Source organism: Pauljensenia sp. 20925_1_34 (genome assembly GCF_041432775.1).
GTDB lineage: Bacteria > Actinomycetota > Actinomycetes > Actinomycetales > Actinomycetaceae > Pauljensenia.
This window is the reverse complement of the sequence record NZ_JAPWAG010000002.1, coordinates 62,194-75,378: the sequence shown is the minus strand read 5'-3', so window position 1 is coordinate 75,378 and position 13,185 is coordinate 62,194. Positions and strand designations below refer to the sequence as shown.

Here is a 13,185-nt window from a genome sequence, read left to right as displayed (position 1 = left end):
GATTGTCGGGCAAGCGCTCGAGGGCGTGAGCCTAGCGTGTTGCTGTGCAAGCCGGGGCGTCCCTGAGCCAGTCGTAGGCGACGCGCTGCGTGCCGTTGGCGACCGTGATCGTGCCGCACTCGCGGAATCCGAAGGACGTAAGCGCGCGCCGCATCGGCGCGTTGTCCTCGTGGGTGTCGCAGCGCAGGTAGTCAGCGTGCGAAGCCGTGAACGTGAAGATCGCCCGAGCAACGCCGTGCCCGCGTACCGCGGCCACGCGGTGAATCACGTGGTAGTCGGCGTCGGAATGCCACGCGCCATCGATCGACGCGTAGGTCTCGTCTGGCCCGGGAGTGAAAGAGAAGACGGCGAGTGGCCCCTCGTCGTCGGACACAAGGAAGCAGTGCCCGCGCGCGATGTCTTCCTCAGCGTCAATCCGGCCCGGATACCCGTCGGGCCAATGAGTCGCATTCCCATTCGCCTGCATGAAAGCCCGGGCATGCTCATACGCCCCCTCGATAAACTCGAGGTCGTCAGGGGAAACGATTCGAACCTGCATACCATCACCCTATCTGTGGACCATCGCTTGCTGCCAAATATACCGATAATGCGGCCATAACAAGCATCAAAGGCCGGTCGCAATCTCATTGCCTAGGTAGTAAGTACCTGTATTCTTAGTCCTGAGGATCAGGCTCTTTGATCCAGTCATATGCAATCCGTGTTGATCCGTCATCTGCTGTAAATGTACCGCACTCCTTGAAACCGAATACTTCGAGTGCGTGACGCAACAGAATGTTGCTTGCGTTCACATCACTGCGCAAGTAGTCTGCGTGCTCTGAAGCGTAGTCGAGAATGGCTCGTGCTGTTCCGCGCCCATTGATAGGTGCTATATTGCTAATGACAAGGAAATGACTAGACGAACGCCAACTTAGCTTAGTATCCGCGTAATGGCGTACGGGAGTAGATGACAATGTGAAAGAGCCAAGAATTAAAATAGGATTGCTTGTGGTTTCAACTGATGTGACAATGTAGCAGGAGCCGTTCTTAAAGCTGCTCGCAGCGTCTTGCTCATCTGCAAAGTTATTGAGCGTGTCCGTATATAGAGGTATTGCGTCGGCGACGTCTCTCATTGTAGCGGCATTTTGACGGAGCAGCTCGAGGTCATGATCTGATGCTTGTTGAATATGAGTTGGCTGCATTTGAGAAGGTAAAGTGCAGGCTGATGCGGATAAAATGGGGGCTCGATAAGTACCGGTATCCCATGGTTCGATATAACGGTCTTTAGATTCCTTGGCGTCTGCATCTTCAAAATGAAAATAATTCGCACCTTGATTCTGTTGTATGCATTGTAGTTGGTGGATTTTTTTGGGAGTTTCAGCAAGTCTGGTTTGCGTTATCTCATCAAAAGCCTCTGGTTTGACAATATAGTTGTTGTCGAAGTTAATTGGAATGGAGGGAAGTTCGATATTTAAAGGTGTTTTGAAAGAGATTGTTATCGGTGGTTCATTCTGCTGTGCATTAAAGATATTTCCCTGGACTATGAAGTTTGGTGTGTCTTGAGGGTGTTCGCGAAGGGGAGCGTGCGGGTATCTAGCGTGATATGCCCTTTGGTCATTGTTGTTAAAAACGAATTTCAGGCCGTTTCTGATCCTGCATTCCTCAAGGGTGAACCCTATTTCTGTGTGTGTGAGGTCGAGTTTGACTGAATTAAGTTGGCATTTATAAAATATGTATTCGCTAAATCTATTTTGTTCTCTGTACGCAATGTCCGTTATGGTGATACTTGATTCTGAGTAGGTAGTGGGGCAGTTGCATTGTGTCGCGACTTGACAATTAGAGCCATTCGCAATGTTATGGGCGTGGTAATCGCATTCGCTTTGGTAAGGGCAGTTTCTGTTGAGAAAAATGCACTCCCTGAACTCTGTTGTGTGCGATGGGGCACATTTCTCCCGCTCAGGGGTTGGTCTGATCGTCAATATTGGTTCTCGTGTTATAAATGTTGTGTTTTGGAATAAGCCTCTGCTGATATTTCGTGGTATTTCATCAATCTGAATGGTGACGGGCTTATCGTGCTGTCCGATTTCTGCTCCATTTTTAAAGTTTGTGTTGACCCACATGATGTGTCCCATCTTAGAGTCGTAAATTCGCAGTTTGTGTTCGAGATTTGAATTGCTAAGATCGATCGTTGCGTGAGTCGTTATGTTCTGTATTCTAATGGGAGTTAGGAAATGTGTGTCAGTGAGGCGGATGTGAACTTTGGACCAATCTGCTGCTTCGGATTTGTTCGTGTTGTCGCAGTTAATTCGAGTCAGAATGGCGTCGAGAATTACACGTTGGATTTCGGCGTGTTCTTGTTCATTGCCTTCGGTGTCGAGGTTTAGGCCCTCGTGGCGAATTTGGAGGCAAAGGGTGTTGATGATGTGTTGGTGAAGCTGTCGGATCTCAGTGTCATTTAGTAATTTGCTGTGTTGTGTAGAGTCGGCCAATTCTGCGAGTAGTGCAACTGCACCGAGGCGTAGGCCAGGATTCTTTGAGTCGAGAAGATGGAAAATGTGCTCGCGGCGCTTCCAGTAGTCATCGCGTTCGATTGTCGCCTGTTCTTGCTTCTCTTTGACCACGTTATCGTGGCTTCTCTGCTGCCAGGCCGAGAATGCTAGACCTGCTCCGACAATCGTTACGCATAGTTTCATCGCTCCTGATGATGGCCAATGGGGTTGACCTCCCCAGAAGATTGCGAGCAAGAGGGGCCAGCGCAGTAGCCCTTCAGCAATAGCTAGTGGGGTCCACCAATGCATTAGCCAAGCGGGCATTGTGGTCAGCCGTGCACTGCTATCGGAGCTCGCTGTCGGCGGTTTGTTGCCCGCAGTGATCTGAGGCGTCGTGGGCTCAGGCTCTTGCGCGTCGTCGGCGGGGACCATGCTGGCTCCTTTGGTCTGGGTTCACTGCCTCGCATCGTAGCAGCCTGTCCAGGGAATTGGTCCCGACATGAAAGCTTGGGCAGCTTTGGTGTCAAGCGAATGTCCGGGAGGGTTCCTGGCGTTGCAGTTATATAGCGTGGAATGTGGCAGCAGGACCCGATGGGTGGCTACCTGGGCCCCATAACTGGAGCGCTAACCCCTTTGGTGGAAGTGCTGGCAGGGGTGCCCACGCTCCACCTATGGGGTTAACGTGCGCATTGAGGGGTTAAGGGTGCCACCTATCGGGCCGACGCGCCAGCGTTCGTGCCGGTCGGCGCTATTTGGCCGCGGCTCGGGCGCGCATCCTCAGGAATATTGGGGCAGGGGCGGGCTAGCCAGGCGTGAAACGCGCGTGAAACTAGGTCGCTGGGGTTGGCGGCTCGTGAAACTTACGCGAAACGGCAATCGTGCCCGCTTAGGCGGCAAACCCGCCCGCAACGACGCGACCTCGCCACGTCCAGCAACAACCCCACCCCGCAACCCCGTGGCGTCCCCCGCAAACCCTGCCCCGGCCTCGTTGAAGGGTATGAACCTGACTAGACTGGCTCCCATGACTGAAAACGCGCAGCTTGTTGTGACCCTGTCCTGCCCGGACCGCCCCGGGATCGTGCACGCCGTGACCGGCGTGATCGGCGAGTCCGGCGGCAACGTCATCCAGTCTCAGCAGTTCGGCGACTCCGACACGGGTACCTTTTTCATGCGCGTCGAGGTTGACTCTCCGAAGGGCCGCGCGCCCATCGACGAGGGTCTGGCCAGCGTCGCCGAAGAATTCGGTGCCACCTACCGCGTCGACGACCTGGGCCGCAAGCTGCGCACCATCATCATGGTGTCGCGCGAAGGCCACTGCCTCACAGACCTCCTGTACCGCCAGCAGACGCAGGGCTTGCCCATCGACGTGATCGCGGTCGTTGGCAACCACCCGGACCTGGCGCCCGTCGCCCAGTTCTACGGCGTCCCCTTCCTGAACATCCCCGTCACGAAGGACACGAAGGCCCAGGCGGAGCGCCAGCTCCTCGACCTCATTGCCTCCGAAAAGGTGGAGCTCGTCGTCCTGGCGCGCTACATGCAGATCCTCTCCGACGGGGTCTGCCGCGCCATGCAGGGCCGCGTCATCAACATCCACCACTCCTTCCTGCCCTCCTTCAAGGGGGCGCGCCCCTACGCGCAGGCCCACGATCGCGGCGTCAAGCTGATCGGCGCGACCGCCCACTACGTGACCGCCGACCTCGACGAGGGGCCGATCATCGAGCAGGACGTCACCCGCGTCTCCCACGCCGACTCCACGCCGGACATGGTGGCCCTCGGCCAGGACGTGGAGCGCCGCGTCCTCGCCCAGGCCGTCCGCTTCCACGCGGAGCGCCGCGTCCTGATGAACGGCAACCGCACGGTCGTCTTCTCGCGCTGACGCTGGGCGCGCGGGGTGTCAAACGTTCGCCTCGCGCGTCGGCTGAGCGTGGCGCCCATCGACGAGGCCTTGGCTGGCTCTCGCGGTGGGCGCCTCGTCACCTGCGCGGATGGGTGCGCCTAGGTTGTATTCAAGCCGGAGAGGCCAGGCTCGGCGTGTCGTGCCCTGTCACCAGAAAGCGTGCGGCCAGGCGGTCATATTTGCCTGTGATTGCGCGCTTCCGCGAAAGTGATTGTCACTTGGTGGGCAACGCTGAGACGTGATCTTTCGGTCATTTAGCGGGTAAGCGTCGCGTTGACCGTCTGATAAATGGCACACTTGTTACGTGGACGAAACGACTCAGCAACGCACTCCTGTTACCGGCTACGTGCCCGGTGGTTTTGACATGTTCCACCAGGGACACCTCAACATCCTGCGCGCGGCGCGCGAGCGCTGCGATCGCCTGGTCGTCGGCGTGACCTCCGACGAGGCCCTCATTCGTATGAAGGGCCGCGCCCCCGTGATTCCCCTCAAGGAGCGCTGCGACCTCGTGTCGTCGCTGCGTTTCGTGGACGCGGTGGTCGTGGACCTGGATCAGGACAAGCGCCTGGCGTGGCGCCTCCAGCCTTTCGATGTGCTCTTCAAGGGAGATGACTGGAAGGACACCCCCAAGGGCGCTCAGCTCGAAGCAGAGATGGCGGAGGTCGGCGCGCGCGTCGTCTATCTGCCCTACACGCCGTCGACGTCGTCGACGAAGCTACGCCGCTTCATCGCGCCCGAAGATTTCACTGACGAGGCTCCGGCCCCGGACGCGGATCAGGCGGCGGAAGGAGAGGCGCAGTGAGTCTCCCCGTCGTGCTTGAGCCGGGCTCCTCGTGGGGCACACGTTTTACGACGTATCGCAGTGCGCTGGCCGCTGCCCAGAAGCCAGGCGCGGGTGTTCCCGCGTACATGCGCTGGGTGAATCGTGGCGCCGCTCGCGTCGTTGCGGCCGCCTGCGCGGCTTTCGGCTGGACCCCTAACTTCGTCAGCTTCATTTCCGTGTGCTTTTCGACGCTGGGCCTCATCGTTCTCGTCGCGCTCGAACCCGCGTGGTGGAGCGGCCTGATCGTGGGCACGGCGCTGGCGGTCGGCTTTATGTTCGATTCCGCCGACGGCCAGGTGTCGCGCGTGACGGGCGCGTCGTCGAAGACGGGGGAGTGGGTGGACCACGTCGCTGACGCGTTCCGTTCCCCCGCGATCCACTTTTGCACCGCGGCGGCCGTTATGGTCTACCGCCCCGAGTCGTGGTGGCTGGCCGTCGTTGCGCTCGTCTATGGGTGGGTGACGTCCGGCCAGTTCATGAGCCAGATCCTGGCTGAGCAGTTCGTGCGTGCGGCGGGCCGCAAGCAGACGCGCGGCGGTAACCTGCGTTCGTTCATCCTGCTGCCCACCGATCCGGGCGTCGTGTGCTGGTCCTTCGCCCTGTGGGGCCTGGGAGCTCCCTTCATGGTGTTCTACACCTTCCTGGCTGCGGTGGCCGTTGCGCACTCGTCGATGTCGCTGCGTCGCCGCTACCGCGACCTGCGTGCGCTGGACGCGGCCGCCAAGCAGGGGGATGGTCGTGCCTGAGCTGTCCGTCATCCTGCCCGCGCGTAACGCCGCGGGCACGATCGCGCGTGCCGTGGCCTCGACCCTGGCCGCCATGCCCAAGGACTCCGAGCTGGTCGTGGGCAACGATTCCTCCTCCGACTCGACGGTCGGAGAGGCGATCCGCGGTGCGTCGAAGGGCGGGGAGGTCGATCCTCGCCTGCGCATCGAAGACATCACGCCCGGCGAGGGCGGCGTCTCGCGCGTCCTCACCCAGCTGATGGAGCGCACGGATTCGCGTCTGGTCGGCCGCATGGATGCCGACGACGTGTCCCTCAAGAAGCGCTTTACGCGTACGATGCGCGCCATCGAGCGCGGCGACGACATGGTCTTCACGCAGATGATCGAGCTGCACGGCTCCCGCCCGGTGCCCCGCATGCCCTACGAGATCACGCCCGAGGACATGGGCTGGCATCTGCTGCTCACCAACCCCGTGTGTCACCCGACCATGCTGGCCACGCGCGACATCATCGACCGTGTGGGCGGCTACCGTAGCGTTCCCGCTGAAGACTACGACCTGTGGATACGCGTCGCCTCTGCGGGCGGCCGTATCCGCCGACTGGCCTCCTGGGGCCTGCTGTACCGGATTCACCCCGGACAGGTCACCGGCAACAAGGCGTGGCGCTCCGACTCGTGGAAGAACCCCGAGCAGGCCCAGGCCTTCGCGCAGCTGTCGGCGCACCTGACGGGCCAGGAGCTGCCTCGCCTCGTCTCCCTCGTATCGCTTCCTCGCGATGAGGCCGAGCGCCAGCTCGACCGATTCGTTCAGGTCTACACTCAGGGGGTCGCGTCTCGACCCTCGACGTCCCGCCGTGTCCTCGAACGGCGGCTGAATGCGCGTGCCGCGTGGGTGCGCTCGAACCTCCAAGGAGAACAGTCATGATCCTTACCCCTCCGCCCACGGGCGGCCAGCAGATCCTGCGTCATGCCCTGGGGCGTCGCTGGAGGACGATTGCTGCGGGGACTGTGGCAGGCGTTCTTGTAGGCGTCGGCGCTGCCTTCGCGATGCCCGTCACCCACTCGGCGACGGTGTCGATGACTGTCACCTCTCCGACGTTGACCCCCGCGCCTGCAGTTCGCGCGTCGCTGTCCAACACGACGGACATGGTCACCGAGCAGGGCATTGCGAAGTCCGCCGCTGTCCTGGACGCCGCGGCCGCGACGATCGGAGGCGGCGTGACCGCAGCCGACCTGCGCGCGAACATGGAGGTGTCGGGCGACACGAACGGAACGATCGTCAAGATCGAGTACTCGGCGCCGACCCGCGAGGAGGCCATCAAGGCCGCTGACGCGATCTCTGACTCCTACCTCAAGCAGCGCACCGCCCTCGTTGAGCAGCGCGCGGACGAGATGGCGGCTGGCATCAACGAGCAAATCGAGAAGCTCGAGACTGAGCTCGCCGGGCTTGATCCCGTCGTGGATGAGGACGGCGAGGTCGTGGGATCGAACCCGCGGGCCGCTAGCCTGACCGCCGACATCAACAAGCTCAAGGAGCAGGCGGCGCAGTTTGAGCCCTACCACGCCAGTGCTGGCCTCGTGATTACGAGCGCCGATGCTTCGGCTGACCAGGTCGAGCCCGCCAAGTCCCGCCTCGTCCTGATCTTCACTGTTGTCGGCATCTTCGCTGGGCTGGTGATGATGCTCCTGCGCGAGACCCGCGCCCGCAGCCTGGATTCGGCCACGCAGCTGGCCGACCTGACGGCCCTGCCCGTGTGGAGCGCCGAGCACGGGACGCCCGAGCCGTGGCTGGCCCCCACTCGCATGCTCGCCATGGCGATCGACCGCGACCACTGGGTCGACCTGATCACCGATGCCTCCGACCCGGAGGCCCGCCAGCTGCACCGCGTCCTGTCGCGTTCCCTGGCCGAGACCCGCGTGCCCGCCCCGCGCCTTATCGACATCTACCAGCCCCTGGCCTCCCTCCTCGACGAGGTTCGCCCTTCCCGCCACGTCCTCATCGCCGTGCGCAAGGGCCACGACCTCAAGAAGCTGCACGGCCTCCTCGACGAGCTCGCGCTCATCAACCGCGAGGTCAACGGCATGCTCTACCTGGAGAGCAAGGTCAGCGCCTCCGCTGCGGACACGGACGAGGACGGCTCCGGCTTTGAGGTCATCGAACCTGAGGACGCCCCGAAGCACCCCGCCGACCCGGACGAAACCCAGAACATGGCGGCCTACCCCGCGGATAACCGTCCTGATAAGGCCACCGAAATGACGACGGTTCATAAGAAGCTCGACTCCACCGAAGCGAAGGATCAGAAATGAGCGCCGAGGAGACCCTCGAGATCGACGATAAGGCAGCGTCGATCTGGCACGTTGACCGCACCGCCCGCGTCACCCAGCTCATCTCGGGCGACCCGAAGGCGACGCGCGCGCTCGTCTTGGTGCGCGACAACGGACGCAACTCCGACTTCATCGAGATCGACGGTACGACGCACCCAGAATTCAATTCGCGTGTCTCCAGCGTCGAAGCGGCTGGCCCGCGCGGCTGGGAGGAAGGCGCCGGCGCGAAGGTCGACGCCACCGTCATCATGTGCACCGTTGGCTCGTGCGACATGCTCGAGGACGCTGTGCGCGCCATCCTGGCGCAAAAGCACCACCGCTTCTCCCTGGTCGTCGTGGACAACGCTCCAGAAACCGGCCAGACTCGCGAAAAGCTTGCCAGCATCGATGACACCCGCATGACCATCGTGCCCGCCTCGCGTCCGGGCCTGTCGCGCGCTCGCAACCGCGGCGTGCTGGCCGCGCGCGGCGAGGTTATCGTCTTCACCGACGACGACGCGATCGTCGACCCGAACTGGCTGACCGCCATGATCGACCCGTTCACGGCCTCGCCGTACGTGGCCGCGACCACGGGCATCGCTCTGCCTCTCGAGGAACGCTACAAGCCCCAGCGCTGGTTCGAGTCTCGCGGCGGCTTCCCCAAGGACATGAAACCGCGCGTGTGGGCCGCCGGGGACATCCCGGAGGGCTTGGAGGCCCTGGGCGACAAGGGCGAGGGCGGCCCCCTCTTCCCGATCACGACCGCGCGCGTGGGCGCCGGCGTGTGCATGGCTATGCGCCGTGACGTCCTCATGGAGGTCGGCCCCTTCGATCCCGCTCTCGGCGCCGGCACCGCCACGCGCGGCGGCGAAGACCTCGACATGTTCGCGCGCATCCTGGCCACGGGCGACGTCATCGTGCACACGCCCGACGCTCTCGTCCACCACCGTCACCGCGTCGACGAGGTCGGCCTGGACAAGCAGATCCGCGGCAACGGTTCCGGCATGGCTGCCCTGCTGACCAAGGCGATCATCGAAAAGCCTTCCGTGCTGTGCACGCTCCTGTGCCGTGTCCCCGCCGTCCTCAAGCGCATCAGGCCAGGCGGGGCCCGCGTGGCAGGCGCCGACGACGATACGCCCGGCTCGCTGACCAGGTCCGAGATCAAGGGCTTCCTTGAGGGCCCCTTCCTCTACCTGTCCTCACGCCGACACAACAGGCTCGGCGCGCCCAAGGCACCCACCCAGTCGGAGGGCACCGCCAGCGCGACCGCGCCGGATGCGTCCGCGCCTGCCCAGGCCTCGTCCGAGGGTAACGCCAGCCCCGAAGGGAGCCCCGGCGCGTGAGTTGGGGCCGCGGAATCTGGAGGAAACCGGCCCCCGCGCGTATCGGGCCGCTGCGGGAGGACGTGCAGGACCTGCCGGCCTGGCCCTTTGTCGTGGCCTACGCGGCGTACCTGCTGTGGTGGGTGCTGGGCTCCGGCGACCTCATGTGGTCGTTCTTCGCGATCATCATGCTCGTGCTGATGCTCGGTCGAAGTGGCCTGCGCTTCCCGCCAGGAACGATCATTTGGACGCTCTTCCTGGCGTGGGTCCTCGCCTCCATGTCGATGCTGGACTCGGGCGGTCGCGTCATCGGCGCGCTCTACCGTTTCTCGCTGCAGCTTGCGCCGGGCATCTTCGCCGTCTACGCGTATAACGCGCGTCAGACCCTGAGCGTGCGCGTCATCGTGGGCACCATGTGGGGCTTCCTCACCTCCACGACGATCGGCGGCTTCATCGCCATGGCGTGGCCCGAGCTGCGATTTAAGACGCTCATGTACTACCTGGTGCCGAAGCCGCTGCACGCCAACGACTTCGTTCGGGAGTTCACCAAGCGCGCGACCACCCAGTGGAACCCTTCGTCGTGGATCCTGTCCGACCCTCGCCCCTCCGCGCCCTTCATCTACTCGAATACCTACGGCAACGTGTATTCGATGATCTTCCCGCTCGCTCTGATCTTCGCCTACGTGCTGTGGCGCGAACGCTCGAAGTACCGCTTCATCGTCGCGGGCGTGTGCGCCCTGTCGGTGATCCCCGCGGCTGCAACCCTCAACCGCGGCATGTATATCGGCCTGATGGTCATCGTCACCTGGGTCGGCTTCCAGCGCCTGCGCGCCGGTGCATGGCGCACAGTTCTGGGGATCTTCGCCGCCCTCGTCGTCGGCGTGTTCGCGTGGCTAGCGACGCCCGCCTCGAAGTCTCTGTTTGATCGCGTCCAGGAATCCTCCTCGACGGAGGACCGCGCGTCGAACTACCTGGAGACCATCACCGAGCTGGCTGAGTCGCCCTTCCTGGGCTTTGGCGCACCGCGCCCCTCGGCCTCGTCCTGGCTGCCCGCTCTGGGCACCCAGGGGCAGTTCTGGACGGTCATCTTCTCCTACGGCCTCGTTGGCGTCACCCTGTTCATTTTCTTCTTCGTGCGCATGTTCCCGCGCATCTGGCGCGCGAAGGACGTCTACGGCTCGATCTTGGGCGGCATCATTTTGGCCACGATGGTCGAGCAGTTCTACTACGGCATGAACACCGGCCTGATGGTCTCCGTCGTCGCCGTCGCCCTCTTGTCGCGTCACCTTGAGGAGGAGAGCGACCCGCTGCGCGCGGCCGCCGCTCAGGCGGGTCGGCCCACGCCTGGCTCCGTTGCAGGTACGGTGCGTTCTGCGCGTCCGGTTCGTTTGGGCGAATGGGGAAGCCCCGCCGCGAACGACGGGGCTTTCTCCACTCAGATGCTGGCGCGACTCAACAGGTCGGGTCGTCGGGGAACGAGTAACCGGCAAGCTTCCAGTTCTGACCGTCCTTCACAAACCGAAGATAAGTGAGGGCGCGGGTCATGGCCGTGTCGTCCGTGAGAACCGTGCCGGCGTCGTTCAGGATGCGCACTGAGGAGGAGTCCACGCACACCGACACGGTGACGTTTCCGGCCCCGTCATCCTCGATGACCTGCGGGTTCTCGATGGTGGGTGTGCCTTCGGAGTACAGGCCTTCGGTCGTCCACTCCAGGGCCTTGGCGTCGAACTCTTCGAGCGCGGATTCGGTCAGGACGGAGGATAGGTCGGTGGCCTGGGCCTGCTCGGGGTCGGCGTACGCGTCCCATATGGTGGTCATGACGTACGAGGCCTGCGCGCCGGCGTCCGCGTCCGTGCCCATCGAGCCGGTGGTGTTGGCCGGGCCCGCCGACTGCGGCGTAATGGTCTTGGCAATGGATTGCGGGGCGCCGGATTGGCCGGGGCCCACGCTCTGTGCGCCGGACGCGGCAGCGGTCGTGTCGGCCTCCGACGAACCCATCAGGCGCAGGCCGACGACGATGACGAGCGCGACGACCACGAGGATCGCCACTGCGAGGATGCTCTTCTTACGAGCGGGGGAGAGTGAGTTGATGAAGTCCATGTGTTTCCCATCGATCGGTTATAGGGAAAGGCTACCGCGCGGTAGCGGGAAGGTTACTCATGAGTGAGACAAATCAAGCCAGGCGTTCCCTCGCTCGCGGGGGCATCGTCGGCTTCGTCGGCGCCATGGCCTCGGCGATCCTGGGCTTCGCGTTCACCATCATTCTCTCGCGCATGCTGGGCACGACCGGCGCGGGCGTCGTCACGCAGGCGACCGGTGTCTTCGCGATCGTCATGGCCCTGGCGAAGGTGGGCCTGGACTCGACCGCGATCTACCTGATGCCTCGTCTGTCGCTCGATTCACCGCAGGAGATCCGCGCGACCCTGTCCTTCATGGCGACCATGACGGTGGGGGTGTCCACCGTGTGCGTCCTCATTCTCGAGGCCGTGGCACCGTTGATCTGGAACGCGGAGGTCTCGGGTGCTACCCGCGCGGTCCTGTGGTTCGTCCCCATCGGGGCGCTGACCCTCGTGGCCTCCGCCGCGCTGCGGGCGCTGGGTAATATGCGCGAATACGTGCTCGTGCAGAACCTCATTCTGCCTGGCCTGCGCCCCCTCCTCGTCGCGCTCGCGGCTGCTGTCACTGGCTCGCTGGCGCTCGTGTCGGTGGCGTGGGCCCTGCCCTTCGTCGTTGTTCTCGTGGCGTCCTGGTGGCTACTTCTCAAGCACATGCCGTCGGCCGCGGACTCGGTGGGGCGCTGGCCGAGTGCGCAGCGTCGTCGCCAGGTCGTTTCTTTCGCACTGCCGCGTACTCTCACCGCCGGTCTCGAACAGGCTCTGCAGTGGCTGGACGTCCTGCTCGTCGGCCTGCTCGCCGGGGACGCCGCCTCGGGCATCTACGGCGGAGCGATCCGTTTTATTCAGGCTGGCATGGTCGTCGATACAGCCCTGCGCGTGGTTGTCTCCCCGCAGTTCTCCAAGCTCTTGCACCAGAGGCGCACGAGCGAGCTGCGTGACCTGTACGCCACCGCCTCAATCTGGCTGGTCCTCTTCGCCGCGCCGATCTACACCCTCATGGCGATCTTCGCCCCGGCCCTCATGAGGATCTTGGGCGATGGCTTCGCACCGGGCGCCAACGTGCTTGTCGTTTTGTGCATCGGCTCGATCGTGACCTTCATGGCTGGCAACATCCACTCCCTGCTCATCATGAGCGGGCGCTCCGGCTGGGCGGCCGTGAACAAGGTTGTCGTCCTGACGTTCAACGTTGTGGGAAACGTCATCTTCATTCCTCGTGGAGGTATGGTGGCCGCCGCGATCGTGTGGGCGGTGTGCATGGTGCTTGACGCTGCGATGGCAACTATTCAAGTTTCGCGTTTCATTGGCGTTACACCAAAATTATCCGAGGTGGTCAAGCCAATCCTCGTTGTTGGCGTTTCTGCGGTCATTCCGGGCGGTTGTATAGCGTGGATTTGTGGGCGCGATTCCTTCGTGGGGACGGTCCTTGGGTCGGCCCTGTCGATCCTCGTTTTTGCTTGTGTTTGTTGGCTTTTGCGGGCGCATCTGCACCTGTCGGGACTTGGGTCCTTGGCGAAGAAAAAGCGGGGATAAGGAAG

11 protein-coding genes are annotated in these 13,185 nt (G+C 62.8%); 8 read left to right on the top strand and 3 right to left on the bottom strand.

All coding sequences use genetic code 11. From position 1 onward, the window contains the following. Nucleotides 1-31: 31 nt before the first annotated feature. Complete coding sequence (locus tag O3669_RS01295; RefSeq protein ID WP_371523340.1) at nt 32-538, bottom strand: GNAT family N-acetyltransferase; 507 nt, start codon at nt 536-538, stop codon at nt 32-34. A 115-nt stretch (nt 539-653) separates the two neighbouring features. Beyond that, nucleotides 654-2,897: a hypothetical protein gene (locus O3669_RS01290; protein WP_371523338.1), complete on the bottom strand. Its 2,244-nt coding sequence runs from the start codon at nt 2,895-2,897 to the stop codon at nt 654-656. Nucleotides 2,898-3,486: 589 nt separating this feature from the next. On the opposite strand from O3669_RS01290, the gene purU reads away from it, so the two are divergent. From purU to O3669_RS01255, 7 genes are all read left to right on the top strand, one after another. Continuing rightward, nucleotides 3,487-4,341, top strand: a complete 855-nt coding sequence (purU, locus tag O3669_RS01285) for a formyltetrahydrofolate deformylase (protein ID WP_371523336.1) — start codon at nt 3,487-3,489, stop codon at nt 4,339-4,341. A 325-nt stretch (nt 4,342-4,666) separates the two neighbouring features. Further along, the gene (locus tag O3669_RS01280; RefSeq protein WP_295921817.1) at nt 4,667-5,164 is read left to right on the top strand and encodes an adenylyltransferase/cytidyltransferase family protein; all 498 of its coding nucleotides are present in this window, start codon (nt 4,667-4,669) and stop codon (nt 5,162-5,164) included. Continuing rightward, nucleotides 5,161-5,931 (top strand): CDP-alcohol phosphatidyltransferase family protein, encoded by a 771-nt coding sequence (locus tag O3669_RS01275; protein ID WP_295921815.1) that lies wholly within the window; start codon nt 5,161-5,163, stop codon nt 5,929-5,931. Before O3669_RS01280 ends, O3669_RS01275 begins: the two co-directional genes overlap by 4 nt. Then, nucleotides 5,924-6,832: a glycosyltransferase family 2 protein gene (locus O3669_RS01270; protein WP_371523334.1), complete on the top strand. Its 909-nt coding sequence runs from the start codon at nt 5,924-5,926 to the stop codon at nt 6,830-6,832. Before O3669_RS01275 ends, O3669_RS01270 begins: the two co-directional genes overlap by 8 nt. Continuing rightward, the gene (locus tag O3669_RS01265; RefSeq protein ID WP_371523332.1) at nt 6,829-8,214 is read left to right on the top strand and encodes a hypothetical protein; all 1,386 of its coding nucleotides are present in this window, start codon (nt 6,829-6,831) and stop codon (nt 8,212-8,214) included. The genes O3669_RS01270 and O3669_RS01265 overlap by 4 nt, the downstream gene beginning before the upstream one ends. Beyond that, nucleotides 8,211-9,554, top strand: coding sequence for a glycosyltransferase family 2 protein (locus tag O3669_RS01260; protein WP_371523331.1), 1,344 nt, complete (start codon nt 8,211-8,213; stop codon nt 9,552-9,554). The genes O3669_RS01265 and O3669_RS01260 overlap by 4 nt, the downstream gene beginning before the upstream one ends. Continuing rightward, nucleotides 9,551-11,065, top strand: coding sequence for an O-antigen ligase family protein (locus tag O3669_RS01255; protein ID WP_371523330.1), 1,515 nt, complete (start codon nt 9,551-9,553; stop codon nt 11,063-11,065). The genes O3669_RS01260 and O3669_RS01255 overlap by 4 nt, the downstream gene beginning before the upstream one ends. On the opposite strand, the gene O3669_RS01250 is transcribed toward O3669_RS01255, so the two are convergent. Continuing rightward, complete coding sequence (locus O3669_RS01250; RefSeq protein WP_295917679.1) at nt 10,986-11,633, bottom strand: hypothetical protein; 648 nt, start codon at nt 11,631-11,633, stop codon at nt 10,986-10,988. The two genes, O3669_RS01255 and O3669_RS01250, sit on opposite strands and share 80 nt — an antisense overlap. 59 nt (nt 11,634-11,692) lie before the next feature. Here O3669_RS01250 and O3669_RS01245 point away from each other — a divergent pair, with 59 nt between their 5' ends. Continuing rightward, entirely contained in the window at nt 11,693-13,180 is a 1,488-nt protein-coding gene (locus tag O3669_RS01245; protein WP_295917676.1) for a flippase, read from the top strand. The last annotated feature ends 5 nt before the right edge of the window (nt 13,181-13,185 follow it).

Excerpts from the sequence above, each read along its gene's own strand:
- O3669_RS01245 (WP_295917676.1), top strand. The coding sequence starts at position 11,693 with ATGAGTGAGACAAATCAAGCCAGGCGTTCCCTCGCTCGCGGGGGCATC.
- O3669_RS01265 (WP_371523332.1), top strand. The coding sequence starts at position 6,829 with ATGATCCTTACCCCTCCGCCCACGGGCGGCCAGCAGATCCTGCGTCAT.
- O3669_RS01250 (WP_295917679.1), bottom strand. The coding sequence starts at position 11,633 with ATGGACTTCATCAACTCACTCTCCCCCGCTCGTAAGAAGAGCATCCTC.
- O3669_RS01290 (WP_371523338.1), bottom strand. The coding sequence starts at position 2,897 with ATGGTCCCCGCCGACGACGCGCAAGAGCCTGAGCCCACGACGCCTCAG.
- O3669_RS01295 (WP_371523340.1), bottom strand. The coding sequence starts at position 538 with ATGCAGGTTCGAATCGTTTCCCCTGACGACCTCGAGTTTATCGAGGGG.
- purU (WP_371523336.1), top strand. The coding sequence starts at position 3,487 with ATGACTGAAAACGCGCAGCTTGTTGTGACCCTGTCCTGCCCGGACCGC.
- O3669_RS01260 (WP_371523331.1), top strand. The coding sequence starts at position 8,211 with ATGAGCGCCGAGGAGACCCTCGAGATCGACGATAAGGCAGCGTCGATC.